Origin of the sequence: Sporolactobacillus shoreae, assembly GCF_004684935.1 — a bacterium.
In the GTDB taxonomy this organism is placed as follows: Bacteria; Bacillota; Bacilli; order Bacillales; family Sporolactobacillaceae; genus Sporolactobacillus; species Sporolactobacillus shoreae.
In genome coordinates this window covers 1-24,297 of record NZ_SRJD01000033.1, presented here as the reverse complement: position 1 = coordinate 24,297, position 24,297 = coordinate 1, and the positions used below count along the sequence as shown (strand labels likewise).

Genomic DNA, 24,297 nt, shown 5'->3' with positions numbered 1-24,297 from the left:
TGATGAATAGCACCATGTCTGCCCACTCTTTGACGAGTGCTGACGTACGGGCTGACGTCTTTTTTCCAAGCTTTAACTCGTACCGATCATAGGCGCCCATTTCGTCAGGCTGCTCAAACTTTCTAATTTGTGCGTGTGCAGTCAGTACGACGTTGATTCCGTCGTCAACCACGTCTTGTAGCTTGTTTAAAAATCGGCCAAGTTCTTCCTCAAGTTTGATATACCCTGTACCGTAGCCGAAATCTTCAATTGATTTTTTCTGTGCATCGTCACATACTTTCTCGATGGCCATACGTTCTGCCCAGTCGATCGTGTCAATGACAAGAGTTTTGCAGAGCTTGTCTCGCTTGATTTCGTCGATTTGCTGATTCAACATTGTCCAGCTTGTCGGTTTCGGCGTACGGGAAACGTTCATATTACCAGTGCTACCTTCTGTATCGATAAACAGAGGATTAGGAAACTGTGCGGCAAGTGATGATTTACCGATCCCTTCCATGCCATACAGGACTACCTTCTGTGCCTTTGCTACCTTCCCACGTGTTATGTCCATCAAAATTCACCTGGCTTCCATGTCTTTGTCTGCGGCTGTTCTTCTTCCGCCTTTTCTTGACCTTCCACATAGCCATCACTAATGATGATTGAGCATTCGTCGCCCATGCTGACGCGCGTGGCAATGGCTTGCAGACCTTCCTGTTCCAACCATGTGCCAAATTCTTTGAGTGTATCTGTGTCCATCTGCTCGAGCTTGTCCAGCAAGATAAATCCGCATTCTGGCTTCAAGTTACGGACAATTGCCGTTGACACCTTGAGTTGATCAGCGCCGCTCATGTTGTCCCACTGTTGGCCTTCATAGATTAACTCGCCATCCTCGACAGACAGACCAGGAAGTGGCAGGTTAGCGTTCGTCAGCAGATCAGTCTTCTCCTGACGTACCTGGTCGATCTGCTGAGACAGTTTCTGATACTGTGTACCGTATTCCTTGGCATCATCTTCCGCCTTGTCCTTGTCGAGATTGGCCCGTACCTTCCGGTTGATGTCGTCGATCTGTGCGATGTTGTCTTCCAGTTCGAATGTTGATTCGTCACGCAGGTCGAGTGCGTCTTTCTGAGCAATCGCCAGGTCATTCTGCAGGTCACCGTACTTTTTCTGTGCGGCATTAAGCTGCGCCGTCAATCGGGTTACTTCCCGTCCGACCTGTTCAAACTCTACCTGTATCTGTGCCACGTGCTGCCGCTTGCGCTGATTTTCTCCGTTACGTGCGAGTATTTCTTGCTGCTGTTTAATTAGATCAGATGCTGACACAGGTTCCTTCGGAGCATCAGGGAAATATGGTTGTTCCTTGGCAAACTTGGCTTTCTGATCGGCAATCTGACCGATTGTGCGGCGCCGGTTATAGACTTCCTGTTCTTGCTGTTCCAGTTCATGCAGCTTGTTCCCTACGCCGATAATCTGTAGAAGCGTGTTGGCTTTTTCTTTTGACGTTGAGTTGATAAATTTTGGTAGATTAATAGCCAGTTCTTCCACGAAACCATCGAGCAGCTGTTGGCCGGCTTTCTGCCCATTGGGGTCAATAACCTTTAAGTCGCTGTTCTTTCCTTTGCGCTCGACGATCAGTCCATTTGAAAGAACGATGTGGAGAAAAGGATCTGTAACGGATCCGTCACGCTTTGCCTGAGACGGGCGATATTTGTTACCGCCTAATCCCCACGCAATAGCGTCTAGAATGCTTGTCTTGCCTTGTTTGTTTTTACCACCAACGATGGTTAAGCCCGCCGGTGATGGCTCAACTTTGACAGCTTTCACGCGCTTGACATTTTCAATTTCAAGCTTGCTGATCGTAATCATGTTTTAAAAACCTCGCTTTCGTGGTACAATAACCACAGGTATAGTTTTGAGTCGCTTTGCAGAGCGGCTTTTTTCATATTCGATTGATGCTAGCATTGGTATCGCCAAGAAACATTTTCAGCAGTGATTCAGTTGTAAAATCATCCATCTGTTTTTGTATGGCTTCTCCAATTTCTGGATAGTCTTCAAAAAGAATTAGCAGTAGTTCGCCGAGTTCCGTTGCCTTGGCAGAGGCCACGATTTTTTGAAGATTGCTTCCTCGATTAATTCCATTAGAAATAGCATCAAAATGCTTTTGTAGGGCTGCTTTCGTCTCTGGGCTCATGTCTTCTCACCTCCTCTCAGGCTTTAATGCCTGTAATCTCTTCAAATTTCTCAGCGTCAAAGTTAGGAATTTCACGGATGATCTGCTTCTGACGATCCGACAGCTTGTCCCACCACTTGGCGTAGGCTTCCGACAGATCATTCCTTTTTAGATAGCCGCCGGTCGTCTCATAGTCTGTATGTTCCGCCTTTTCTTCTGGCGTCATATCATCTTCATCCACCCATTCAGTCGGTCGATAGTTGACTTGGCTGAGTAGATAAGAGGCATCTGATCGGCGCCACTCATCAAAGGACATGTCCGTTTTATGGTCAAAGAATAAGATCTTATGAGACTTGGTATTAAAGCAACCAGCAACATTCGACGCTTTGTTGTAATCACCCGAGTTGTAATCACCCGAGTTGTAATCACCCGAGTTGCCATAACCCGAGTTGCCATAACCCGAGTTGCGATTACCCGAGTTGCGATTACCCGAGTTGCGATTACCCGAGTTGCGATTACCCGAGTTGCCATAACCCGAGTTGTAATCACCCGAGTTGTAATCACCCGAGTTGTAATCACCCGAGTTGTAATCACCCGAGTTGTAATCACCCGAGTTGCGAAGGCCGGAATTTCCTTTTCCTAAATTCACCAGTTCCAGCATTTCTGCCCACGGAACTTCGCGGACGATCTGAATTTTATTCGTCGCACATTTGGAGTCGTTAGTATCCGTGTCGATGTCACCCAGTGCCACGACTTCTGCAACTTTGTTATCTGGATCAAATGAATAATGGTTAAAGCAATCCACTGCTTTTGTGCAAAAGTGGAATCCTCTGCGGCATGCAACCGGATTTTCGGGCATTTCGTATGTCTTTCCTACTTCGTATTGAAAGTTATCGTGTTTAGCCGTCCAGTCTGGTTTAAATACCTTGTATCCCTTTACCCCTGTCACTTTGATTCACGCTCCTTCAATTCGATATACTTTTTGGCAAGTTGGAACAGGCGCTGATCGTCTAGATTCGAAGCAGGATAATGCCCAACACGTTCCATGAATTCTTCATCCGTTTCGGGGTTCAGAACTTCACGTCCGTCGAATACGGCATCGATAATTTTCTTAAAACCATCTTTACCAATAGCTGTTGTATCATTTTGAGACGTCGCACCGAAGAACCGATAAAGCCTCATTGATTCATCTGAAGTTTTTTGATTAATGGCGTCAATGGCTCTATCAGAGACATTGACTGGTAGTCTAAGTGGCCCCATAGATTACTCACCTCCCTTCATCAATTTGAAATACTTCGATTTCATACGCAACGCCCAGCGTGCCATGAACATATGGTGATCTCTGACGGCGTGCTCCTGGACGTTGGCGAAGAAGAAATAGAGCTGCTTCGCCGTTTCGCGCGGGATGATCAGGTTCCTAATGCTACAAAATGCAACACCATTTGGCAGGTAGATATTCGTTACGTCCTCATGCGCCGGTTCAATGTGATTTAACGCCCTCATTTCCTCACTACCTTTCAGCATTTTTCAGTGTCAAATAAGCTCCGGTATAGTTGGTAAGATCAACCTGGTCTTCATTGTCGATAGCTTTTTTAATTTTTTTAAGCAGCTCAACCTTTGCCTCTTGAAGCAGCCGTTCTTCTTCTCCGGTTTGTGCCATTTCTCTGTCACCTCCTCTGTTTGACTGTAATATCAATGGATCTTTTGCCGCCGATTTCATCAATCGTCACGTGCGACCAAGCGGCGCCATTCGTCACCTGTTGATGGACCACTTTAAAAGCATCTTCCAGCGCTTCGGTGACTGTCGGATAAGCAAGTCGGCGACCGTATGCCATGGCAACCTGATCAGTGATTTGAAACATGTGCTGCATCCTCACAATCTGTGCCAAGCCAGCTGTCGATCTCGTCCAGGTCGAAGATAAGAACGTGAGGAACAGGTCTTCGAAAAGGTATATCTTTTGTTCTCATCAACTTAAAAATAGTTGTTCTGGACATCGGGCAATCGACTGATTTTAAATAATCGACAAGGTTTTCGACCCCGCGAATTTTACGCATTCACCCCGCCTCCTCCTCCTAATAAATTGGTATAATATTCCTATCCGGCAGGACAGGAGGTGAAAAATCATGAATGACATTGTTCATATTGAAAATATTGAAGAACACACTAACATTGATCAGGTTAATGACTTTCTAAAATCTGGTTGGAAACTAATCGGTGTTGGACCGATCATGCAAGATGATTATCAAGAAATTGTTTATATTGTTGGCGCCGATAAGAAAACCTACGATAAATATAAAAAGGAAATTGAGGCGTCAAAAGCAGATGACTTTTTTTAACTTTTGATTAAGGAATCATAAAGTTCTCTATCCACCAAATAGAGGACTTTATTTTTTTGTTCATAAGGCAGATTAGATTCAGCTATTAATTTATAAACTTTTTCTTTCAGCTGTTTTGCATGGCTGCACAGATTGTCGTTGCCAATACTGATTCCTGTAACACTTCTGATTTCTTTCAGATCCGAATTACTGCGATTCACTTCATCCCGCCTCCTCATCTTGCATATTGCGTAAGTTACGATTAAAAAAAATTTCTGTAGCTTCTTCAGGGCTTAATCTAAGGGTTTCAAAAAGTAGATTCATTGCCCTATAAGATGGGTTTTGTTGGCCGCTGATGATTGTACTAATCGTGTTCCGACTGAGTCCTGTGGCTTTGGAAAGTGTCTTTCTGTTATACCCCGACAACACCATTTTTGCTTCCAACTTTTTTGCGTTAATTGTAGGTGAGCCCATTATCATGCCTCCTTTCAAAATATACTTTCGTCCTACGCAAGTTATTGTAGCATGCTAAATTTTGTCGGTCAAGCATGAAACGCAAGTTATTTTGTAATGTGCATAGAAAATCTTGCATTTTGCGTAATAATAATATACTATAAAAACATCATATAGAAGAAGGGAAATTTACTAATGCTAATTTCTGATCGGATAAAGGAAATGCGTTTAAAGCGCGGAATGACTCTTAAAGAATTAGGTGAGCGTATTGGAAAAGCCGAAGCAACTGTTCAACGCTATGAGAGCGGAAATATCCGTAATTTGAAAAGCGATACAATAGCTGAAATTGCGGATATTCTGCATTGTTCCCCTGCCTATCTTATGGGTTGGTCCGATATAAAGCATTCTGAAATGGAAGTTAGTCGCGAAAATAATGTTCACCGTTACGAAGTTGTTGGAACTGTTAAAGCAGGACCCGACGGTTTAGCCTACGAAGAAGTCGATGGATTTGAACCATTTGACGGGAACTATGACCCGGAAGACCATTTTGTTTTACGGGTTAAGGGTGACTCTATGACGGGTGACGGCATATTTAATGGTGATCTTGTACTGGTTGAAGAAACTTGTGAGACTTCCTATAACGGTCAAATAGGTGTAGCGATTGTTAACGGTGAGGAAGGTACGATTAAACATATTTATATAACGGGAGAGAGCATTACCCTTCAGTCCTCAAATCCAGAGGTTGCTCCTAGAATATTTGTTGGATCTGATATGAACCGCGTACGTATTGTTGGTGTAGTTGTTGAAATGAAAAGGAAGTTCAGATAATTATTAATCATTGAAGGGAGGTGATACAATGGCATATGTTCAGGATCTCGGTAATGATCGGTATAAGATTTTTGTTGATAAGGAGGTACCCGAAGGACAGCCCAGAAAAAGAAGGTCGAAAACGGTCACCGCCAAGTCTGATCGGGCGCTTAAAAAGGCAATCACCGCTTTTGAGATCCAAGTATCTAAAGAAAAACCTGTAACTCTAAACAATGTTACTTTTTCAAAGTTTGCCGATCGATGGATGGCTATGCACGTTAAGCCCGACCTTTCCGCCCGGACTTACGACATGTATTCATATCAACTAGAAAATCAACGCGAATATTTTGGAACGATGAAGTTAGCTAAAATACGTCCCTTCCACATCATGGAGTATTTTGATGCTGAAAAGAAAGCTGGCCGGCGTAGTCTTGTGTCAAAGTATTCAACACTGAACGCCCTATTTTCCTATGCATTCAAAGCTGAAGTGGTTGATGAAAATCCGATGAAAAAGGTAAGCAAGCCGAAAGATGAGGAACGAAAGCGGCCATTTAAATTTTATGATGAAGACAATATGAAACTCGTCATCAAGACACTGAACGAAAAGGCAAAGTTGAAGACTCGTGTCGAGGTGAAGCTGGCCATGCTCTGCGGTTTGCGTCTGGGCGAGATCGCTGGTTTACAAATCCAGTCTTTAAATTTTAAAGATAATACGATTTACGTAGATCACTCATTGGAATACAGCCGGAAATTGAAACGGCTCGTATTCGGACCACCGAAAAATAAGAAACCCCGGACGGTCATGGTTCCGAGTACATTTTCTACTGAACTAGAAATCTACCAGCAATGGCAGAAAAAGAGAAAAAGCGAGAATATATGGCACCCAATGCTCGATGAATCAGGAGAACCAATTGACTTTCTGTTTACCAACTTTGAAGGCTATCCACACAATCAGATCACCATATCAGGAAATTGGAGAAACTTTGTAGAGCGCACTGGCATACCCTATCTCAACTTCCACGGCCTACGACATACATGCGCATCGTTTATGGTTATGAACGACGTGAATTTTAAGGTGATTCAGGAACAGTTGGGCCATTCATCGCTTAAAATGACAGTTGATACCTACAGTCACCTTGAAAAAAAGAAGCGTCAGAGTGCTGCAGAGTTGTTTAATGAAGTGCTTTAATGTCACCTCTATGTCACCTTTGCATCTGTACGGTAAAAAGCACCCTGATACAGAGCCTTTTTTTGACGTTTTATGTCTAATATATTATTTGAATGGTATTCATGCATCGGAGTCATTGTGGTATCTTATATACAGGTGACGTCAAAGCGTCAGCCATGTTTGAACCGCTAAAATGATCTGTATCTCACCGGGGAGTGTTTCATATGGAGTGGCAGCAAATCGAATATTTTCAGAAGGTGGCTCAGCTGCAGCACATGACCAAAGCCGCGGAGGCGCTGGCGATTTCGCAGCCCGCTCTCAGCAGGTCCATTGCGCGGCTCGAAGAAGAATTGGGTGTCAGCCTGTTCGAAAGACAGGGGCGAAGCATCATTCTTAATCAATACGGTAAACTGTTTCTAAAGCACGCCGACCGTATTCTCAAAGAAGTTGAAATAACAAAAAAAGAAATCCAGTCTTTACTGGATCCGGAATATGGCGTTGTGTCTCTCGGTTTTCTTCACACACTGGGCGTCAGTATCATCCCGGATATTCTGAGCGGATTTCAGGGCCTGCATCCGAATACAAAAATTAAGCTTTACCAAAACAACAACATCTCGTTGCTCAAACAGCTCGAATCCGGGGAAATTGACCTCTGCCTCGTGCATCATCCCCTTGGGGATCCGCATATCGAATGGGAAAAATTGTGGGATGAAGAACTGTTTCTGATGGTTCCCATCAATCATCCGCTTGCAGCAAAAGAATCGGTCACACTTGACGAGATACGGAACGAACCGATTATTTCAATGAAACCGGGTTATGAACTGAGAAAAATTGCGGATAAACTTTGCCGCAAAGTGAATATCACGCCGAATATTACCTTTGAAGGTGAAGAGGTCACTACCCTGGCCGGATTAGTTGCTTCCGGTCTTGGTGTCGCGCTTCTTCCCGATCAGAAAGACATAGATGAAGAAAAAGTGAAAAAGGTCCACGTCAAGTGGCCAAGCTGCAAGAGACAGATTGGTCTAGCCTGGTACAGTGAACGCTATCTTTCCCCAGCTGTCCGACGTTTTATGAAATTTATTTTCACGCGATACAGGAGCTAATAGCCTATCTATTGGCTGTCATTCATCCAGATAAGGTGTGTGATTCGTAAATTTTTTATTCGTCTGATTGTTGAAAAGCTGTTGAAAATAATCGAAATCATCATCGCTCAGCACATGCTGTTTATTGTTTAAAACCTCTCCGTGTTTCATCCTCTGAATCGCCTTCTGCTGTTCTTCAGTATGGAATAAGCCGATGATTTTGTTCGTCTCCAGTATATTTGTAAAAGCATGGGGGTCAATTCTTTTAATCAGCTGTTCCATGTCATATAGCTCGTAATGGCTGATCACCATCATAATTGAGTATCGCTTTCTTCCTGTAAATCCGCCATAAGAAGGAATAATTGTCATTCCCCTGTCAAACTGGTCCTGGATGGCGGCAATCATTTTGTCTTTATGATCCGTTATTGTGATCACGGTCAGCTTCTGATATTTGGTGTGAATCATGTCGATCACATAACTGTTCACAAACCTTGAAATCAGCGTATAGAGTGCAAACTGCCATTCGTAGATCGCCCCTGCGAGGACAATAATAATACCATTGAGAATAAGAAAATATTTTCCTGACGATGCATTCCTGTTTCTCCTGGTCAGATAAATAGCGATAATATCAAGACCGCCTGTTGAAATTCCGAATTTCAGGGCGATGCCGACTCCGACAGCGGAAATCAGCCCGCCAAATATAGAGTTCAGTATAATATCTGACGAAAGCGGGCTTATAGGGATCACGGAGAGAAAGACTGAAGTCAAAAGGACAGTCACAAAGCTGAAAAAGGTAAAGCTTTTGCCAACTTTGACCCAGCCAAGCCATGCGATCGGAAGATTTAAAAGAAGAACAAGCAGTCCGATCGGTATATTAAAATTCAACCAGTCATGGAGCACATCGGTTAACAGCTGAGCCGCACCATTAATGCCCGCGGCATAGACATGCGCCGGGATCAGAAAAAAATTCATGCTCAGTGCGCACAAAAAAGCAGCGCTGCAGGAAATCGCCATTTTTTTCCCGAAATCCTGCATAAAAATCTTATGCATTCGAATACTCTTCCTTCTTTTTTATTAATTCTTGTATCTCTTGTTTAATAGTGAAGCGTTGTTAAAGCTGTCGCTCCAATCAACGGAGAGGCAAAATCAACATTGATTTAAACACAGTCAATAATTAAAATTCAATGTCTTCGGGCATCAAATTATAACACTCCTGTCACAGGTTTCAACCCCTCAGCAAGCCCTTTATTAAATCTTAATATTTCCCTGCATTTGGCAAAGACCGTTTTGTGCAGTTCCTTAGTATTGATTAGTTGCCCTCAGCTATATAACCTTGTTACAATATAGAAAGTTTAAAGGGGATAGCACTCAGATTCCCGTAAGATCATGACATTGCAAAACTCGCGGATAGCACTTTATCATACTCGGAATAAGGTTCATTTGAATCATTCATGAGTCAATTAATGATGAAAAAGGCAGGTAGGATTTTTAAATAATGGATAGTGTTAAGCAGCCAGGGTTAAAAACTGATCGAGAGGTGATTTCCTATGACGCTTCACGATAAGTTTTCCTATTGTGTTGGGGCACCCGGGAACACAACTTGTTCCATAGGCAATCATTCGCAGCAGCATTCTCCCCGTGTAGAAATTTTGGCGTTCATCGATCCCCTGTGTCCGGAATGTTGGGGACTTGAACCTCTGATGAAAAAATTTTTTATCGAATATCATGAATATTTTACATTCAGGTTTCTTCTTACAACCAAGCACGATACGACGAATCGCTGTCAATTTACTCAGGCAAAAAAAATCGCTGAAGAATGGAATAAGTACGCCCGTCTGACCGGTATGTGCTGTGACAGCGATGTCTGGTATGAAAATCCGCCATCACCCTATGCGGTTGCACTGGCGATCAAAGCGGCAGGATTTCAGGGAAAAACAGCTGGAAATCGTTTCCTCCGACGAATCCGTGAACAAATTTTTTTAAGAAAAAAGGGACTGAACCGATTTGAGGAGCTTCTGGATGTAGCCCGTCTCGCTGAATTGGATATCAACGAATTTAATAATGATTTTCATTCGTGCCGGTCGGTTAAGGCTCTCCAATGCGATCGTCGTCTTGCAAACGAAATGTCGATCACTGAATTACCGTCTCTTGTTTTTTCCACGCCCTGCAATGACGATGAAGCAATTAAAGTAAACGGACACTATGATTACGGAATCTATGTTCAGATTCTGACCGAGTTGCTGGAAGAGAGGCCACAGCCTGCTCCTCTTCCGACCCTAAGCGATTATTTCAGCAAAGAGATTTACCTTACAACTAAAGAAGTATCCGTCATCTATGAGTGGTCCGAGGATGAAGCGATGAAAGAATTGCGTAAACTGCAGCTCAAACAGATTATTGAACCGATCGAGCTTAGAAGCGGCGAATTTTGGAGGTATATTACTGCGAAACAGGCATAGCTTATTTTCGATGGAGATTTTGGTTTTTTTATCTCCGTTCGCCATGCTGTAAATGACCTTAAAAATTCAGGGTGAATCGCATGAAATTCATATGTGTTTTTCTAACCGCGGTGGCTTCATTTTTTCTATTTTATCACTACCTCCTCGGGCTCCTGCATCTCGAGTCCCTGCTGTTTTCAGGTGGCCTCTTTTTTGTGGCTGTCTTCCTGCTGGTCAGAGTCCTTACCTGGCGGCAAAGAAATTAAAAAAAGAGAGTGCCTCAAAGCCGAGAAAAATTGGCTGACGTGACACTCTCTTTTTCTGTAACCATTCAGTGGAACATCAGGTGCTCCGTTTCATCAAGCACTTTCTCAAAAACATCCATCGCCTGCTGAATCGATGCAGGATCAGCCATATCTGCCCCGGCTTTTTTAAGAACCTCAATTGGATAATCAGAGCTTCCCGATTTCAGATAGTTCTTGTACCTGTCAACAGCCGGCTGGCCTTCTTCCAGAATCTGCCTGGATAAAGCGGAAGCCGCGCTGAACCCGGTGGCGTATTGGTACACATAATAATTGTAATAGAAATGAGGGATTCTCGCCCACTCCAGCCCGATTTGCTCATCTACCGTGATATCCGGGCCAAAATAGGTTTTGTTGAGATCATAATAGATATTCGTCAGGAATTCAGCTGTCAATGCTTCCCCTTCGCGCGCTTTCTCATGGATGATATGCTCGAATTCGGCAAACATGGTCTGTCTGAATACAGTTGCCTTAAAACCTTCCAGTTGATTGTTCAGCAGATAGAGCTTTTTCTTTTTATCATCAGTGCCCTCGAGGAGATAATGATTCAGTAGCGCTTCATTGCATGTCGAAGCGACTTCGGCGACAAAAATAGAATAATCCGAGTACGGATAAGGCTGATTGGTGCGTGAATAATAACTGTGCATCGAATGGCCCAATTCATGGGCCAGCGTGAACGCGCTGTTAATGTTATCCTGCCAGTTCAGCAGAATATAAGGCATCGTTCCATAACTTCCGCCCGAATAGCCCCCGCTCCGCTTATTCTGAGTTTCGCGGACATCAATCCAGCGTTTATTAAATCCGTCCTTGATCACATCCAGATAATCTTCTCCCAAGGGAGACAAACCTTTCAAGACGAGCTCTCTCGCCTCATCATAGGTTACTTCTATTTTTGCGTTTGGCACGAGCGGAGCATAGAGGTCATACATGTGCAGTTCGTCAACTTTCAACGCTTTCTTTCGCAGAGCAACATAACGGTACATGAGTGGAAGATTTTTATGAATGGTACTGATCAGATTATCATATACGGTTTCCGGTATATTATTGCTGAACAGTGCGGCTTCACGCGCCGTTTTATAATTTCTGGCCTGCGCGTAAAAATTATCACGCTTAATTTGCCCGCTGAGTGTCGAGGCAAGCGTATTTTTGAAGGAACCATATGTGGCGTAGATCCCCTCAAAGGTATCCTTCCTCACTCTTCGGTTTTCACTTTCCATAAATCTTCCATAGCGGCCATGCGTAATTTCCACTTCGTCGCCATTCTCATCTTTAATTTTCGGAAACTTCAGATCTGCATTATTCAGCATTCCGAAGGTTGTCGACGAAGCATCAGTAACGTCACCTGCTGCGGCAAGAAGTGCTTCCTTTTCCGCGTCAAGAACGTGAGGCCGTGTACGCGTGATCTCATCAAGCGCATGCCTGTAGAGCTGAAGATCTTTATTTTCCTTAAGAAAGCGATCCAGATCAGACGGTTCAATGGCAAGAATTTCCGGAACAATAAACGCCAGTTTACTTCCTGCCACCGTCGCCAGATTGCCAGCCCGGTCATGAAGCGCCTGATAGGTTGCGTTGGCTGTATCCTCGTCCGACTTCATGTGGGCATAAACATAGACTTTGTACAAAATTTCAGTTAATTCATCCTGCTTTTTGAGCAGAGTGAAGAGTATGTCTGAAGATTCTCCGAGTTTTCCCCGGAAAGCTTCAACTTCTGAAACGAGGTCTTTTACTTTTTGAAAAGCTGCTTCCCAGGCTGCGCTATCAGGATAAATCGCTTCGAGATTCCATTTTTCCTCAACCGGAATCTCATCCCTTTTTGGGAGCGCAGCTGTGTTATTACCCGCCATGACGGCACCTCCATATTCTCTACTTGTGATCATAAATCTACTCTATCGTACTTCTTTTTCAGAATTCGCGCAAAAAAACCTTTCATTAGTATTCAGCCGGATTCCCCAATTGTTCAAGCTGATTCATGATGATACGGTCTTCCTGTAAAAGGTACTGCATTGTATGCTTTTCTTTCGCTTGTTCCGTCAAACGATAAAATCCCTTTTCCCTTTGGACGAATTCCAGTAAAACCAACTGATTGAGATATATGGTCACAATTCCCTCTGAGGTTCGTTTTGGGCAGAGCGGCAGCTGACGCCGCGCAAAGACTATTTCTCCGCCTCTCTCCTTTGCGCCCACGATCAGTTCCCGAGGAGTATGCCACAAGTTCGGAGAACCCATACATAGTGCGAGATAAATCCACATTTGCCAAATAAACGGAGTATTTTCAAAGTGAATAAAATGTTCATTGGGAAGCCCGACAAAGGAAGGGAAAAAAGAAAAATTCTTTTGAAGCAGATAGGCCTGTACCCTCAACCAATATTCCTCCCGATTCGGTCTTATGGATTGGTGTAATCGTCTCTTTTTCTTGGCATGTAGCCAGACTGCCTTCAATTTTTCATAATTGGGATGGGTGTGTGGAAAAAGAAGCTGGTACGGGTTTGTCCTTTCAGTAGACAGATTCATTTCCCCGGCAATAAATAAAGTTTTTGAAATCGGATGCAGGTTGGCCGCTATCGATATTTTGTTCTCATATGGATAAAAGTAAGCCACACTATAGGAGGAAGAGAGTGGATGAAAAACCGAGGCTATTCTTGCCGAAGACCGGATCGCAAGTGGCTCGAATCCCGCTAGTTTCAGATATGGGCCTGCCCTTCTTTGTCGATGGCCCCCGAGAATCCATACAGGTAAAATTCCCGCATTCTGATAACCGTGCGTTCGTTTCGTCATGAGGTCAACGGAAATTGTGCTGCATTGAAATTCGAGAGCTGTCGGCTGAATCCCCCTGAGCAATATATCCGGGCGCTGTCTAATGTCGGGAAGATAGCGTTCCAGGTCTGAGGAGAGCCCATGCGCTTTTGTCCACAAATACAAGGCTTCTTTTCCGGACAGGTGCAATTCTGATTCAGCTTCTGTCTCGATCTGACACCGGTGGAGAGGATGGTGCGAAAAATGCCATTTTTTCTTTGTGCCAAGCTTCATCAGTACGGGGGAGTGGCACACCGGACAATAAAAGCTTTCCCTTTTTCTCAGCTGGCAAAGCAAATCCTTGGGAATATTACCCGATATCAATGAAATTCTTGTTCCGTCGGTTCGTTCAGCAACTAACATTGATTCACCGCCGCATTAGGTAATTTCAAAAACTCTATATAGAAATAAATTCGGCAGGAAGTGAGGCGCTTCCTGCCGAAAAAAAGGTGAGTGTTGAACATTTTATGTCATTGGTCAGCCTATTGACGCTCTACCAAAATCACGCTTATAGAATTAATGGAAAATGGGTCTTAATCATTTGAAGCGCATTATCAAGCATTAATTCCTTGCCATATTCTTGAAGCACAAATTCGGTTAAACTCGTATCCAAACCAAATTCCAGAATTTTGCTCAAATCATCATCTTCCAGATCATCAGGCAAGTCCTCGGAGAAAGAGACGTTCAGATAATATTTTCCACGAAATGTATAGAGAGACGTACTCATCTGATCATGAGGAACCATCGCATGGGATAAGGAAATAAGATCTTCAAAATCATCAAATTTTATGATAAAAGTCAGATCACGAGATCTTTCATCACTCTCATTTCCATCCGATTCTGTTTTTTCATCAGTATCCTCGGAGTCCCCTTCATCCATTTCAACTTCTTCGCCATCATCCTTGCCTGAGTTTTTGGAAATGGGTATATCCAGATGCTTATTCGGTGACACGGGTAACTGAAGGTTGTTTCCGTCTTTCGAAACCTTCGCACGTGTCACGAGAATCTCCATACCCTTTTCAAGCGCCTGGACCTGAATCCACAGAGGCCCTTCCAGAGAGAAGGATTCCTGACTGTGTGCCTCGTCCATCATCTGCCAAAAAAGCTCTTCGCTTCTATCTCGGTTATACCAGATCTCCTCACGGTCAAAACCGCGATCCTCGATATCCAGATAACTGATGTAAAACTTCAAGGTATATTCATTAATTCTTTCTATTTTCATCGCTATCTCTCCCTTCTTTGTCCATGGGCGTGGGGAGTGACCATACATCAGTGAGACAACTTATTAATTGGTATCTTTATTGTATGATAAATGATTGACGAATGAAATAGAAAACACCCGGTATTTGAAATATTCCGCTCATGCCTGATCACAGGTTTATTCTTTTTCATCCTATTTCCTGAAATCAAAAAATATTCCTTTACTTTCGTACGCCACCGGTTTTGGTCAAGCCAGGGAATGATTCCGGACAAGTCCGCATAAATTGAAGTGTATGACGGAAAGGGGTCTATGGTATGTCCTTTGATTTCGGCGTTCTGCTTTTTATACTAAAGATTATTTTTATTGATATTATTCTCGGCGGAGACAACGCCGTAGTCATAGCCATGGCCTGCAGAAGACTGCCGGAAAGGCAACGCAATAAAGCCATTTTAATTGGAACGGGTCTTGCAGTTATTGTTCGCATCTTTTTGACTGCAATAGTCGTTTCTTTATTGAACATTCCCTTCCTGCTGCTTGCCGGAGGTGTTTTCCTTGTAATCATTGCGATACGTCTGATTACGAACCATGAAGAAAGATATCAGGTTAAAGCGGGCTCGTCACTGTTCATTGCTGTCCGAACGATTGTCCTTGCCGATGTCGTAATGGGCCTGGACAACATGTTGGCAGTTGCAGGAGCTTCCAAGGGGCATATTGGATACATTGCTGTAGGTCTTGTAGTATCTGTTCCGATCATCGTGTGGGGCAGTAAACTGATCCTGCTTGCCATGGAAAGGATACCTTTTCTCGTATACGGTGGAGGCGCTGTCCTTATTTACACCGCATCAGAAATGATCATGGGAGAGCCTGCGCTCAAGCAGCTGTTTTCGGAGAACACTCACCTGGGCCACTTTTTCCCCCCAGCACTCATCGGAACAGTAATCTTGTTCAGCTGGATTTTAAATCTCATCTCTTCAGACCGGATGTATAAAAAATCTTAATCAACCCATTAAGTACATCTTTGAGGGTAGAAAATTTCCGAACAGAGACAAATACACTCTACCGTTAAAAAACAGCGTCCATGATTGCATGGACGCTGTTTCATAGATCTGTTTCGTGTTAATTAACGAGACGCTGAGCTTCCTGAAGCTGGAATGTTCTGACCTTCCGTGGCAGGAACCGGCGGATTTCATCATCATTATACCCAACCTGCAAACGCTTATCATCGAGCATGATCGGACGACGAAGCAATCCGGGATTATCCTTGATCAGTTCAAATAAATCTTGAATTGACATAGTGTCGAGTTTTATATTTAGTTCTTGAAACGCTTTCGATCGTGTTGAAATAATTTCATCAGTGCCGTCTTCAGTCATTCGGAGAATTTCTTTAATTTCTTCGATGGACAGCGGCTCAGAAAAGATGTTTCTTTCTTTGAAAGGTATGTCATGGGCTTTAAGCCATGCTTTAGCCTTTCTGCATGATGTGCAGCTCGGAGATGTATATAATGTAACCATTCTTCACCCTCCCTTGGATAATAAAAGTTTCCCATACGTTGAAACTGTCTTTATTATATAATAATTCTTCTAATTTTTATACCCTTTTTTTTGTAAAAAATATTTCACATTTCATCTGAAGGCTTCATTCCTCGCAATAATTAAAACGCTTTATATCTTTTTATTCGGTTGTTTCTTTCATTTCCGTCGGTTTTCAGTGCATTAAAAAATAGAAAGTGGGAACTCCTTTTTAACAAAGGAGTTCCCTTCTCAGCTTTTATAAATTGTTCTATTGTACGGTTTCAACGACACCGGTGTTATTTACGCAGGCAATTTCATATTTGCTGACGGGGCGTCCTGAGATTTTGGCTGTAACTGTCCCAGCGTTTCTTTAAGCCATCTTCGGATCGAATTTTTACGCCTACGCCTGACATCCTTCGGTTTCACTGGTTATCGCCTCCTTTACTTGTTTCTTCCGCACTTTGGCAAATCAGTCATTGTTATTATTTATCTTTCCCTATATATTGTCAACCTGTTTTGTTATACTTGTCAAGGGAAGTTCGGATTACCCAATCTCAAAAAGGACATCATTTTCTCAATAAGTGTCGATTTTTGGTTCTTTGAACCGTTTTTTGACGAGAACACAAACAGGATTTTCGCAAGTGATCGATTTTGTCTGCCTGTCCCCGTTAATGTTGTTCCTCTACTTTACTTTATGCATTGCTCTTGTTTTTATGCATCATTTTATCGATGAGGTGATTTCCAGATGCGTACAGCCGCAGAAATAGTCACATTACTTATGGCTGCTGTCATTATTTTGAATTATTATGTCGGATTATTTAATATGTGGATTATTGCCCTTCTCCTGATCGCAGCAATCATTCTTTTTCTTATGACATTGGTAAAGAAATATAATAAGCGGAACTAAACATGCTTTTTCTGTTCATCCACCCTGATTCATTTCCTCGATCAACGCTTCGGCTCTTCGCTTGCCATGGGCGATCCGTGAGCCTCTTCGCTCGGCTCCCTCACTGCGGGATCTCCCTTGGCTCGCTCTCCCGCAGGCGTCTCGCACCTACGCTTTGAATCTCATCCAAGGCCCTGTTTTATTGGCCAGATTTATACTCCTTATCTTTCAAAAAAACCCTGATTGTTGGTTTTGATGTCCAACAATCAGGGTACACTATGTTTAATTCCTGTGCTTTAATTTTTATCGTAAATATTATTCAGCTTTGGCTGATGACTGCCCTTCATCATGAAGGTGGCATGCCACCCAGTGGCCGTTTTCAACCTCATGCCAGTTTGGCCTGACTTTAGCGCATATGTCCATGGCAAATGGACAGCGTGTCCTGAAACGGCAGCCGCTTGGTGGATTAATAGGGCTTGGGACATCTCCCTGAAGAATAATCCGCTCACGGGTGCGTTCGACTTCCGGATCTGCAACTGGAATTGCCGAAAGCAGGGCCTGAGTGTAAGGGTGCAAAGGATGATCGTAGAGTTCCTCACTCGGAGCGAGCTCAGCCATATTCCCCAGATACATGACTCCTACACGATCGCTGATATGTTTCACCATCGAAAGATCATGGGCAATAAACAGATAGGTTAGTCCTTTTGTTTCCTGCAGTTCCTGAAGCAGATTGACAACCTGCGCCTGAATAGAAACATCAAGTGCCGAGATTGGTTCGTCCGCAATAATAAATTCCGGATTTACTGCCAAAGCTCTGGCAATGCCTATTCGTTGCCGCTGACCGCCGCTGAATTCATGCGGATAACGGTTGGCATGCTCTTTGTTCAGCCCGACTGTTTCCAGTAGTTCATAGACGCGTTCCAAACGGCTCTTATTTGAAGATTCAATATGATGAATATTCAATCCTTCGGAAATAATATCCTTAACCATCATTCTTGGATTAAGGGAAGCGTAAGGATCCTGAAAAATCATCTGCATCTTTTTTGTCAGATCTTTTTTGGACTTTCCTGACAGTTTCCCGCCAATCTCTTGTCCCCCAAAAATGACCTTGCCGCTTGTCGGTTCGTACAGCCTGATAATTGTTCTCCCGGTTGTCGATTTCCCGCAACCAGATTCTCCAACCAATCCAAATGTCTCACCTTTATAAATATCAAATGAAACATCATCAACCGCCTTCAAAACATCGGTTCTGGAAACTTTAAAGTATTTCTTCAGATTTTTTACTTCAAGCAGTTTTTCTTTATTTTCAGCCATGAATCATTTTCCTCCCACACCAACGGTTTTTGGGGGATCCACTTTTGGCGCCCGCTCATCAAGCAGCCAGCAGGCTGTTTTCTGTGTTTCCGATATATGTGTATATGACGGCATGTGATCAAGGCACACCTTCATTGCATAAGGGCACCTTGGTGCAAACGGACAGCCCTTTGGCGGATCACTTAGATCAGGAGGCGTTCCCGGAATCGCAAGTAACTTATCGATTTTTGCATGAAGTTTAGGCATCGAAGAAAGCAATCCCCAAGTATAAGGGTGCTTTGGTTGATAAAATATCTCGTCGATAGTTCCAGTCTCTATAATTTTTCCGCCGTACATCACTGCCACTCGCTGCGCGAGATTCGCGACAACACCCAAATCATGGGTAATAAGAATAATTGCTGTACCCGTTTTCTTCTGGATGTCTCTCATCAGATCCAGTATCTGCGCCTGAATCGTCACATCAAGCGCTGTCGTCGGTTCATCGGCAATTAAAATTTTAGGATTGCATGCAAGAGCAATCGCAATGACAACGCGCTGCCTCATACCGCCGGAAAATTGATGCGGATACTCGTCCACGCGCTTATCCGGATTAGGGATACCTACCAGAGATAGCAATTCGATCGCTCTTTTTTTCGCTTCGGCCTTGCTCATATTCTGATGTTTGATCAGACCTTCCATAATCTGTTTCCCGATTTTCATGGTCGGATTTAATGCAGTCATTGGATCCTGAAAGATCATGGATATTTCCTTGCCTCTTATCTTCTGCATCTGTTTCTGCGAGTACTGGACGAGGTCCTGACCTTCAAAAAGTATTTTCCCCGCAGTAACTTTTCCAGGAGGGCTCGGGTTAAGACCCATGATTGCTTTTGATGTTACCGATTTACCAGAACCGGACTCTCCGACAACAGCCAAAGTTTCTCCGACATTCAGTTCCAGATCCACGCCGCGTACGGCCTGAACATGGGTTCCGAAAATATCAAACTGAATATTCAAATTCTGAACTTCCAATAATTTGTCCATAGCTCTCCCTCTCAATCAGCGGCGTAATTTCGGGTCAAATGCATCGCGCAGTCCATTACCAACAATGTTAAAGCAAATAAGAAGCAGGGAGATCACAATCCCAGGGAAAATGGTCTGAGAAGGATGGATCTGCAATATTGTAAATCCTGTGTTAATCAACGAACCTAGCGAGGCCTGCGGATCACGGATACCAAGACCGATAAAGCTCAGGAAAGCTTCGAAAAAGATCGCGGCAGGAATGGAAAACATCGTATTTACGATGATCATTCCTAAAGAATTTGGAATCAGGTGGCGGAAAATAATTCTCCCATCACCAGCACCCAACGTTCTTGACGCAAGGACGAATTCCTGATTTTTCAGTTTTAACATCTCACCGCGCACAATTCGAGCCATCGCAATCCAGTTGGTGGCCAAAATAGCAATTGTAATGGCCAACAGACCTGGTTGCATAATCAGGATGAGCAAGATAATCCAGACAAGGTTCGGTATACCTGATATCACTTCGATAATTCGCTGCAGAATATTATCCACTGTTCCTCCGAAGTATCCCGATATTCCCCCATAGGCCACGCCAATCAAGAAATCAACAAGAGCGGCAATCAGCGCGATGAGCAGAGAAATTTGTGTCCCTGCCCAGGTTCTGTTCCACAAATCGCGACCTAGCTGATCGGTACCAAACCAAAATTCCTGTTTGACCCCACGATCCTTATAGACGTCAACACCGTTTTCTTTTCCGCTGAACATCGGCATCCATGACAGGGCACTGATTTTAGGAGGCAGATCCGACCAGAGAAGATTTTGATCATTCGTACCATATTTATTAATATGTGGGCCCAAAAGCGCCAAAATAATAATCAGTGCAAGAATAATCATGGAAATAACGGCACCCTTATTTGTCACAAAGCGCCTGAATGCGTCTCTCCACGCACTGACTACTTTTCCGGAGATGTGTTCGCTGACCTGTGTATCCGCACCCACAGGCTCAAAAAGTCCTTGAGTGATTGTATCATTATCATTTGCCATTACGACCGACCTCCGGATACTCGAATTCTAGGATCAATAACTCCATACAAAATATCAACAATCAGGATGGTTATAATAAACAACCCTGAATAGAGTTCTGTTGTTCCCATGATCATCGGATAATCATTCGTTGTAATGGAGCTGACAAATTGTTTGCCGATCCCTGGGATCCCAAAGATACCCTCAATAACAATGGAGCCAGTGATAATGGCCGCCGTCATCGGTCCAAGAATGGTTACAACAGGTATCATGGCATTCCGCACAGCATGTTTAAAAACAACAGCTCCCCTTGAGAGACCCTTTGCCTGAGCCGTGACAATATAATCCTGATTAATGACCTCAACCATTTCAGTCCTCATAAAGATAGCAACCTCCGCAAGGATACCGACGGCAAGCGATGTTACCGGAAGTACATGGGTTGACGGAGTGCCCCAGCCCGCAACCGGAAAAAGCTGAACCAGAACACCGAGGCAGTACTGCAGCGCACCGGCGAAGACAAAAGAAGGGATTGAAATTCCCAGCGTTGCGAAAATCATTGTGCCCCAGTCACGGAAAGACCCACGGTACAGGCCTGCGAAAATCCCAAGTAAAATCCCCAAAACTGTGCCAATAATCATTGCTTCAGTGCCAAGGTCCATTGAAACAGGGAATTGAGCAACAAGCATTTGAATGACAGGAGTATTTCCAAACTGGAACGATGTGCCCAAGTCTCCGTGAATAAAATTCCAAAGGTATTTGACGTATTGTACTGCAATCGGCTGATCAAGACCATAGTAGTGTTTCAATGTATTGAGCTGTAACGGGGTCAATCGGTTCGCGTTCTGGAACGGTGTTCCCGGGAGCAGCTTCATTGAAAGAAATGTCAGCGTGATGACAACGTAGAAGGTAATAATCATATACCAGATTCGTTTAAGAATGTACCGTCCCACTGGGTAATAACCTCCTGTAATATTTCCATCTATTCTCTCTTACATCATGGTCAATTTAACAAAAACATTAATTTTTAATGCTTATAATATTCATAAAATATGGAAGAGAGAGTATATGCCACTTTCCGACATATACTCTCCCTCCAAAAGTTACCAACAGAATCCACTTGAAACCTTTTAATTATTTAGTAGTGACGTATGCCTGAGCAAAGTCGATTTCCGGACCATAGGAAGGGAACGAAAGGCCTTTGACAGTCGGCTTCTGAGCCCAGGTTCCACCTGCCTGATAGATAGGAATAATCGGATAATCAGCCATCATCGTTTTTTCTGCTGAAAGCATGTCATTCCAACGTTTCGTAGGATCGCCTGTTTCAGCTTTTGCATTTGTAATCAGAGTATCAAAAGTCTTATTTGACCAGCCGGTTGTATTCTGCGGATTCCCCGTTGTGAACATATCCAGATAAGTCATTGGGTCCTGATAGTCAGGGAACCAGCCACTGAATGCAAGATCAAATTTGAATTCCTGATTCAGTTTCAGATAGTTTGCCCAAGGCTGCTGGTTGATTGTAACCGTTACACCTGGGAGATTCTTTTCGATTTGGTTAGCGAGGTACTGATCCCACTGTTTGTACTGATCACCATCGGAGCTCAGGAATGTAAGATTCAACTTGCTGATTCCAAGTTCTTTCTTAGCCTGGCTCCACAGTGTCTTCGCATCGGAAGCATTGCCAGCAGGATATCCGTCAACAGGATCGTCGCCTCGGAAATCTTTGCCGTCAGGTCCGACTGTAAATCCCTTAGGTACTACATAGTTAGAGCCAACAGAACCATCATTGAACAGAACCTTAACAAAACTGTTGCGATCAATCGCAGCACTAATTGCTTTACGGAGGTTCAGGTTCTTCAGATTCTTATTCGTTTTTTGGTTGATATAGAGGAAGAATGTTCCTGAACTCAGAGAAGTATGGATTTCACTCGGATTGCTCTGTTTCAACGAATTAACAAAATCACCAGTCAGACCAACTTCGTCAATTTTTCCTGTTTTATACAGGTTGACACGAGTTGCAAGGCTAGTCTGTACCTGGAAGTTAACTGCAGTAAGTTTCGTAGCTTTAGCATTCCAGTAATTCGGGTTCTTTTTGTATGACCAGCTTGAGCCCTTTTTCCATGAAGAGAGAACGAACGGTCCGCTGTAAAGAAGGTTCGAAGGACCCATTGCGTAGTTCTTGCCCTGCGCCTTGATGAAGTCAGCGCGCTGTGGGAGGAACTGAGGCTGAGAAAGAATGCTATAGAAGAACGGAGGTACTGGCTGTTCCAACTGAACCTGAAGTGTTTTAGCATCCAGTGCTTTCACACCCAGAAGGTTGTACTTGCCATAGAACTGCTTGTTCGTAGGATCTTCAATTTTTGCTGCGTTCTTGATTCCTGAAGCTGCAAAAAGGAAGTTATAAGCAGGTTTTGCGGCTGGATCGTTCTGACGTTGCCAGCCGGTAACGAAATCCTGAGCGGTGATCGGTTTCCCGTCAGACCACTTTGCATCACGAAGAGTAAAAGTAACTGTCTTCTTATCTGCGCTGACTTTCGGGGCACCTGCTGCGAGATCCCATTCGTACTTATTATTGTGCATCCGGGTAAGTCCCGCTTCCGTCATTTCAATAACGTTAGTTGATGTTGTATCCGTCGCAAGGTTTGGATCAAGCGTCGGGATATCAGCACCAATTGCGAAATTTAGTACCTGATTTTTAGCAAGTGTGTTGCTGCCCGTACTGCTCGAACTACTGCTGCCGCTGCCTGAGCCACCGCAAGCGGAAAGCACAAGGCTGAGTGCTAAGACAAATGATAGCACAAGCGACCATTTTGCTTTACTCCTCATAAAACAATGACCTCCCCATAATAAATTATCTTTTTTTTGGGCCGTTCCGCTTTCATTTCAGAAGGCAAAATCAACCTACAAACGCTATTATACAAGTTATTTCTTTTCTTTGCATTCTTTTTTTTGTAAAAACAATATTTTCTATCAATTTCACGTTAAAAATTATTGATATTATGCTGTTTTTTTTAATTATTTTTTTTTGCAGATGTGAGCTTTTCTTACATGAATTGATGAAGTGTTGCTGTATTTTATTTTCTTCGTTATGATAACTGAGAGGTGGATTTTTGTGAAAAAAAAGAAGAACAGATTGATCTGCTGGATCTTTGTCGGCGGAGCTGAGTTTCTTATCTCCTTTGCTACGATGTTGATCAGAAACCATCAACTCTCTTTATTCGGTTTTGCTGATTCTATCGGACTTATAAGTCTGATCTTTATGACAGCAGGTTTAATTCTTTTTATCATACAGGGCGGTTTTTTTGACGGGATCGCGTATAGCTTCCGCCGGTTTGCCCGCGCCGTGCGAAAAAAACAGTTAGGCGACGTAGATGCTGAAGCGCCAATGGCCGAATTCAAGATCCGGGATGGCAGCCGATGGTCCATCACCTGGCCACTGCTTTTTGTCAGTCTGGCCCTTTTCGGACTATCACTTCTCCTCTCCCTCTTCCTATAAAAATGCAATCGAGTAGGAGGAGATAATTTCTCCGACCTCTCACACCACCGTACGTACGGTTCCGTATACGGCGGTTCAATAGTTTAAGTGTGCACGCTCGAACAGACGGGTAAGATTTTTAAGGCCTGTCTGTTCGAGTATTTTATTTGTAATCGCCCGATGTAGGATGTAGCTACAGGCGATACGCCAGTAGCCTTTTCGTGTATTTGCCCATTCCCACGCTTTTTGTTTGGGCATGTTAAGTTGAACAAGGCTTTTGTATTTCGTCCTGATCTTCTTCCAACGTTTCCAAATGATCTGTCGAATTCTGCGCCGGAGCCATTCGTCTAAGTGGTGGATGTAACTTTTCATATAGCTAATGCCA

At 43.6% G+C, this 24,297-nt stretch carries 30 protein-coding genes; 9 read left to right on the top strand and 21 right to left on the bottom strand.

What is annotated here, in order from left to right:
* The 5 genes from E4665_RS17095 to E4665_RS17075 form a co-directional block, all read right to left on the bottom strand.
* Positions 1-550: ATP-binding protein (locus E4665_RS17095; RefSeq protein WP_135350014.1), on the bottom strand; the 550-nt coding region annotated here is incomplete at its 3' end.
* Positions 550-1,845, bottom strand: a complete 1,296-nt coding sequence (locus E4665_RS17090; RefSeq protein ID WP_135350013.1) for an AAA family ATPase — start codon at positions 1,843-1,845, stop codon at positions 550-552. The genes E4665_RS17095 and E4665_RS17090, both read right to left, overlap by 1 nt.
* 73 nt (positions 1,846-1,918) lie before the next feature.
* Complete coding sequence (locus E4665_RS17085) at positions 1,919-2,170, bottom strand: hypothetical protein (protein WP_135350012.1); 252 nt, start codon at positions 2,168-2,170, stop codon at positions 1,919-1,921.
* Positions 2,171-2,186: 16 nt separating this feature from the next.
* Complete coding sequence (locus E4665_RS18715) at positions 2,187-3,098, bottom strand: pentapeptide repeat-containing protein (RefSeq protein ID WP_194085999.1); 912 nt, start codon at positions 3,096-3,098, stop codon at positions 2,187-2,189.
* Positions 3,095-3,409, bottom strand: coding sequence for a hypothetical protein (locus E4665_RS17075; protein WP_135350011.1), 315 nt, complete (start codon positions 3,407-3,409; stop codon positions 3,095-3,097). Before E4665_RS17075 ends, E4665_RS18715 begins: the two co-directional genes overlap by 4 nt.
* A gap of 72 nt (positions 3,410-3,481) precedes the next feature.
* On the opposite strand from E4665_RS17075, the gene E4665_RS18265 reads away from it, so the two are divergent.
* Positions 3,482-3,643 carry a hypothetical protein gene (locus E4665_RS18265; RefSeq protein ID WP_167815241.1) on the top strand — a complete coding sequence of 54 codons (162 nt, stop codon included), beginning with the start codon at positions 3,482-3,484 and terminating at the stop codon, positions 3,641-3,643.
* Between the two features lie 16 nt (positions 3,644-3,659).
* Here the strand turns inward: E4665_RS18265 and E4665_RS18260 are convergent, their stop codons facing one another.
* From E4665_RS18260 to E4665_RS17065, 3 genes are read right to left on the bottom strand one after another with little or no spacing between them, the layout of a single operon-like run.
* Entirely contained in the window at positions 3,660-3,809 is a 150-nt protein-coding gene (locus tag E4665_RS18260; RefSeq protein ID WP_167815240.1) for a hypothetical protein, read from the bottom strand.
* A gap of 7 nt (positions 3,810-3,816) precedes the next feature.
* Positions 3,817-4,011, bottom strand: a complete 195-nt coding sequence (locus E4665_RS17070) for a hypothetical protein (RefSeq protein ID WP_135350010.1) — start codon at positions 4,009-4,011, stop codon at positions 3,817-3,819.
* A complete protein-coding gene (locus E4665_RS17065) occupies positions 3,995-4,204 on the bottom strand; it encodes a MerR family transcriptional regulator (RefSeq protein ID WP_135350009.1) in 210 nt (69 codons plus the stop codon). Before E4665_RS17065 ends, E4665_RS17070 begins: the two co-directional genes overlap by 17 nt.
* Before the next feature lie 69 nt (positions 4,205-4,273).
* Between E4665_RS17065 and E4665_RS17060 the strand changes: the two genes are divergently transcribed.
* Positions 4,274-4,486, top strand: coding sequence for a hypothetical protein (locus E4665_RS17060; RefSeq protein WP_135350008.1), 213 nt, complete (start codon positions 4,274-4,276; stop codon positions 4,484-4,486).
* Here the strand turns inward: E4665_RS17060 and E4665_RS17055 are convergent.
* On the bottom strand, positions 4,483-4,686 hold the full coding sequence (locus E4665_RS17055; RefSeq protein WP_135350007.1) for a hypothetical protein: 204 nt from the start codon (positions 4,684-4,686) through the stop codon (positions 4,483-4,485). The two genes, E4665_RS17060 and E4665_RS17055, sit on opposite strands and share 4 nt — an antisense overlap.
* A gap of 1 nt (position 4,687) precedes the next feature.
* On the bottom strand, positions 4,688-4,939 hold the full coding sequence (locus E4665_RS17050) for a helix-turn-helix domain-containing protein (RefSeq protein WP_241654949.1): 252 nt from the start codon (positions 4,937-4,939) through the stop codon (positions 4,688-4,690).
* Between the two features lie 174 nt (positions 4,940-5,113).
* Here E4665_RS17050 and E4665_RS17045 point away from each other — a divergent pair, with 174 nt between their 5' ends.
* The 3 genes from E4665_RS17045 (at position 5,114) to E4665_RS17035 (ending at position 7,996) form a co-directional block, all read left to right on the top strand.
* Positions 5,114-5,746 carry a LexA family protein gene (locus E4665_RS17045; protein ID WP_135350006.1) on the top strand — a complete coding sequence of 211 codons (633 nt, stop codon included), beginning with the start codon at positions 5,114-5,116 and terminating at the stop codon, positions 5,744-5,746.
* A gap of 28 nt (positions 5,747-5,774) precedes the next feature.
* Positions 5,775-6,914, top strand: coding sequence for a tyrosine-type recombinase/integrase (locus tag E4665_RS17040; protein WP_135350005.1), 1,140 nt, complete (start codon positions 5,775-5,777; stop codon positions 6,912-6,914).
* Positions 6,915-7,117: 203 nt separating this feature from the next.
* Positions 7,118-7,996: a LysR family transcriptional regulator gene (locus tag E4665_RS17035; RefSeq protein ID WP_135350004.1), complete on the top strand. Its 879-nt coding sequence runs from the start codon at positions 7,118-7,120 to the stop codon at positions 7,994-7,996.
* Between the two features lie 18 nt (positions 7,997-8,014).
* Here the strand turns inward: E4665_RS17035 and E4665_RS17030 are convergent, their stop codons facing one another.
* Complete coding sequence (locus E4665_RS17030; RefSeq protein WP_135350003.1) at positions 8,015-9,025, bottom strand: YitT family protein; 1,011 nt, start codon at positions 9,023-9,025, stop codon at positions 8,015-8,017.
* A gap of 497 nt (positions 9,026-9,522) precedes the next feature.
* Here E4665_RS17030 and E4665_RS17025 point away from each other — a divergent pair, with 497 nt between their 5' ends.
* The gene (locus tag E4665_RS17025) at positions 9,523-10,431 is read left to right on the top strand and encodes a DsbA family protein (protein ID WP_135350002.1); all 909 of its coding nucleotides are present in this window, start codon (positions 9,523-9,525) and stop codon (positions 10,429-10,431) included.
* A 310-nt stretch (positions 10,432-10,741) separates the two neighbouring features.
* Here E4665_RS17025 and pepF read toward each other — a convergent pair whose 3' ends face one another.
* The 3 genes from pepF to mecA form a co-directional block, all read right to left on the bottom strand.
* Positions 10,742-12,556, bottom strand: coding sequence for an oligoendopeptidase F (gene pepF / locus E4665_RS17020; protein ID WP_135350001.1), 1,815 nt, complete (start codon positions 12,554-12,556; stop codon positions 10,742-10,744).
* A gap of 85 nt (positions 12,557-12,641) precedes the next feature.
* On the bottom strand, positions 12,642-13,868 hold the full coding sequence (locus E4665_RS17015; protein WP_135350000.1) for a competence protein CoiA: 1,227 nt from the start codon (positions 13,866-13,868) through the stop codon (positions 12,642-12,644).
* Positions 13,869-14,013: 145 nt separating this feature from the next.
* Complete coding sequence (mecA, locus tag E4665_RS17010) at positions 14,014-14,727, bottom strand: adaptor protein MecA (protein WP_135349999.1); 714 nt, start codon at positions 14,725-14,727, stop codon at positions 14,014-14,016.
* Between the two features lie 293 nt (positions 14,728-15,020).
* Between mecA and E4665_RS17005 the strand changes: the two genes are divergently transcribed.
* The gene (locus E4665_RS17005) at positions 15,021-15,704 is read left to right on the top strand and encodes a TerC family protein (protein ID WP_135349998.1); all 684 of its coding nucleotides are present in this window, start codon (positions 15,021-15,023) and stop codon (positions 15,702-15,704) included.
* Between the two features lie 118 nt (positions 15,705-15,822).
* Here the strand turns inward: E4665_RS17005 and spxA are convergent, their stop codons facing one another.
* On the bottom strand, positions 15,823-16,218 hold the full coding sequence (spxA, locus tag E4665_RS17000; protein ID WP_135349997.1) for a transcriptional regulator SpxA: 396 nt from the start codon (positions 16,216-16,218) through the stop codon (positions 15,823-15,825).
* A gap of 745 nt (positions 16,219-16,963) precedes the next feature.
* Between spxA and E4665_RS18255 the strand changes: the two genes are divergently transcribed.
* A complete protein-coding gene (locus E4665_RS18255; RefSeq protein WP_167815239.1) occupies positions 16,964-17,125 on the top strand; it encodes a hypothetical protein in 162 nt (53 codons plus the stop codon).
* Between the two features lie 294 nt (positions 17,126-17,419).
* Here E4665_RS18255 and E4665_RS16995 read toward each other — a convergent pair whose 3' ends face one another.
* The 5 genes from E4665_RS16995 to E4665_RS16975 form a co-directional block, all read right to left on the bottom strand.
* On the bottom strand, positions 17,420-18,418 hold the full coding sequence (locus E4665_RS16995) for an ABC transporter ATP-binding protein (RefSeq protein WP_135349996.1): 999 nt from the start codon (positions 18,416-18,418) through the stop codon (positions 17,420-17,422).
* Positions 18,419-18,421: 3 nt separating this feature from the next.
* Positions 18,422-19,438 (bottom strand): ABC transporter ATP-binding protein, encoded by a 1,017-nt coding sequence (locus E4665_RS16990; RefSeq protein ID WP_135349995.1) that lies wholly within the window; start codon positions 19,436-19,438, stop codon positions 18,422-18,424.
* Between the two features lie 15 nt (positions 19,439-19,453).
* Positions 19,454-20,461: an oligopeptide ABC transporter permease gene (gene opp3C, locus E4665_RS16985; protein ID WP_135349994.1), complete on the bottom strand. Its 1,008-nt coding sequence runs from the start codon at positions 20,459-20,461 to the stop codon at positions 19,454-19,456.
* Positions 20,461-21,390 (bottom strand): ABC transporter permease, encoded by a 930-nt coding sequence (locus tag E4665_RS16980; protein WP_135349993.1) that lies wholly within the window; start codon positions 21,388-21,390, stop codon positions 20,461-20,463. Before E4665_RS16980 ends, opp3C begins: the two co-directional genes overlap by 1 nt.
* 181 nt (positions 21,391-21,571) lie before the next feature.
* Complete coding sequence (locus tag E4665_RS16975; RefSeq protein ID WP_135349992.1) at positions 21,572-23,263, bottom strand: peptide ABC transporter substrate-binding protein; 1,692 nt, start codon at positions 23,261-23,263, stop codon at positions 21,572-21,574.
* Positions 23,264-23,549: 286 nt separating this feature from the next.
* Here E4665_RS16975 and E4665_RS16970 point away from each other — a divergent pair, with 286 nt between their 5' ends.
* A complete protein-coding gene (locus tag E4665_RS16970) occupies positions 23,550-23,933 on the top strand; it encodes a DUF3899 domain-containing protein (RefSeq protein WP_241654946.1) in 384 nt (127 codons plus the stop codon).
* A 75-nt stretch (positions 23,934-24,008) separates the two neighbouring features.
* Here E4665_RS16970 and E4665_RS16965 read toward each other — a convergent pair.
* Positions 24,009-24,297 (bottom strand): group II intron maturase-specific domain-containing protein (locus E4665_RS16965; RefSeq protein ID WP_338326018.1); only part of this gene is annotated, 289 nt, incomplete at its 5' end.

Bases quoted from the DNA above. Each gene is read 5' to 3' on its own strand.
- E4665_RS17085 (WP_135350012.1), bottom strand. From the start codon at position 2,170: ATGAGCCCAGAGACGAAAGCAGCCCTACAAAAGCATTTTGATGCTATT.
- E4665_RS16990 (WP_135349995.1), bottom strand. From the start codon at position 19,438: ATGGACAAATTATTGGAAGTTCAGAATTTGAATATTCAGTTTGATATT.
- E4665_RS17070 (WP_135350010.1), bottom strand. From the start codon at position 4,011: ATGTTTCAAATCACTGATCAGGTTGCCATGGCATACGGTCGCCGACTT.
- E4665_RS18260 (WP_167815240.1), bottom strand. From the start codon at position 3,809: ATGGCACAAACCGGAGAAGAAGAACGGCTGCTTCAAGAGGCAAAGGTT.
- E4665_RS17065 (WP_135350009.1), bottom strand. From the start codon at position 4,204: ATGCGTAAAATTCGCGGGGTCGAAAACCTTGTCGATTATTTAAAATCA.
- E4665_RS17035 (WP_135350004.1), top strand. From the start codon at position 7,118: ATGGAGTGGCAGCAAATCGAATATTTTCAGAAGGTGGCTCAGCTGCAG.
- E4665_RS17045 (WP_135350006.1), top strand. From the start codon at position 5,114: ATGCTAATTTCTGATCGGATAAAGGAAATGCGTTTAAAGCGCGGAATG.
- mecA (WP_135349999.1), bottom strand. From the start codon at position 14,727: ATGAAAATAGAAAGAATTAATGAATATACCTTGAAGTTTTACATCAGT.
- E4665_RS16995 (WP_135349996.1), bottom strand. From the start codon at position 18,418: ATGGCTGAAAATAAAGAAAAACTGCTTGAAGTAAAAAATCTGAAGAAA.
- E4665_RS17030 (WP_135350003.1), bottom strand. From the start codon at position 9,025: ATGCATAAGATTTTTATGCAGGATTTCGGGAAAAAAATGGCGATTTCC.
- E4665_RS17015 (WP_135350000.1), bottom strand. From the start codon at position 13,868: ATGTTAGTTGCTGAACGAACCGACGGAACAAGAATTTCATTGATATCG.
- E4665_RS17050 (WP_241654949.1), bottom strand. From the start codon at position 4,939: ATGGGCTCACCTACAATTAACGCAAAAAAGTTGGAAGCAAAAATGGTG.
- spxA (WP_135349997.1), bottom strand. From the start codon at position 16,218: ATGGTTACATTATATACATCTCCGAGCTGCACATCATGCAGAAAGGCT.
- E4665_RS17005 (WP_135349998.1), top strand. From the start codon at position 15,021: ATGTCCTTTGATTTCGGCGTTCTGCTTTTTATACTAAAGATTATTTTT.
- E4665_RS17075 (WP_135350011.1), bottom strand. From the start codon at position 3,409: ATGGGGCCACTTAGACTACCAGTCAATGTCTCTGATAGAGCCATTGAC.
- E4665_RS17025 (WP_135350002.1), top strand. From the start codon at position 9,523: ATGACGCTTCACGATAAGTTTTCCTATTGTGTTGGGGCACCCGGGAAC.
- E4665_RS18265 (WP_167815241.1), top strand. From the start codon at position 3,482: ATGGTGATCTCTGACGGCGTGCTCCTGGACGTTGGCGAAGAAGAAATA.
- E4665_RS17040 (WP_135350005.1), top strand. From the start codon at position 5,775: ATGGCATATGTTCAGGATCTCGGTAATGATCGGTATAAGATTTTTGTT.
- E4665_RS18255 (WP_167815239.1), top strand. From the start codon at position 16,964: ATGCGTACAGCCGCAGAAATAGTCACATTACTTATGGCTGCTGTCATT.
- pepF (WP_135350001.1), bottom strand. From the start codon at position 12,556: ATGGCGGGTAATAACACAGCTGCGCTCCCAAAAAGGGATGAGATTCCG.
- E4665_RS17090 (WP_135350013.1), bottom strand. From the start codon at position 1,845: ATGATTACGATCAGCAAGCTTGAAATTGAAAATGTCAAGCGCGTGAAA.
- E4665_RS17060 (WP_135350008.1), top strand. From the start codon at position 4,274: ATGAATGACATTGTTCATATTGAAAATATTGAAGAACACACTAACATT.
- E4665_RS16975 (WP_135349992.1), bottom strand. From the start codon at position 23,263: ATGAGGAGTAAAGCAAAATGGTCGCTTGTGCTATCATTTGTCTTAGCA.
- opp3C (WP_135349994.1), bottom strand. From the start codon at position 20,461: ATGGCAAATGATAATGATACAATCACTCAAGGACTTTTTGAGCCTGTG.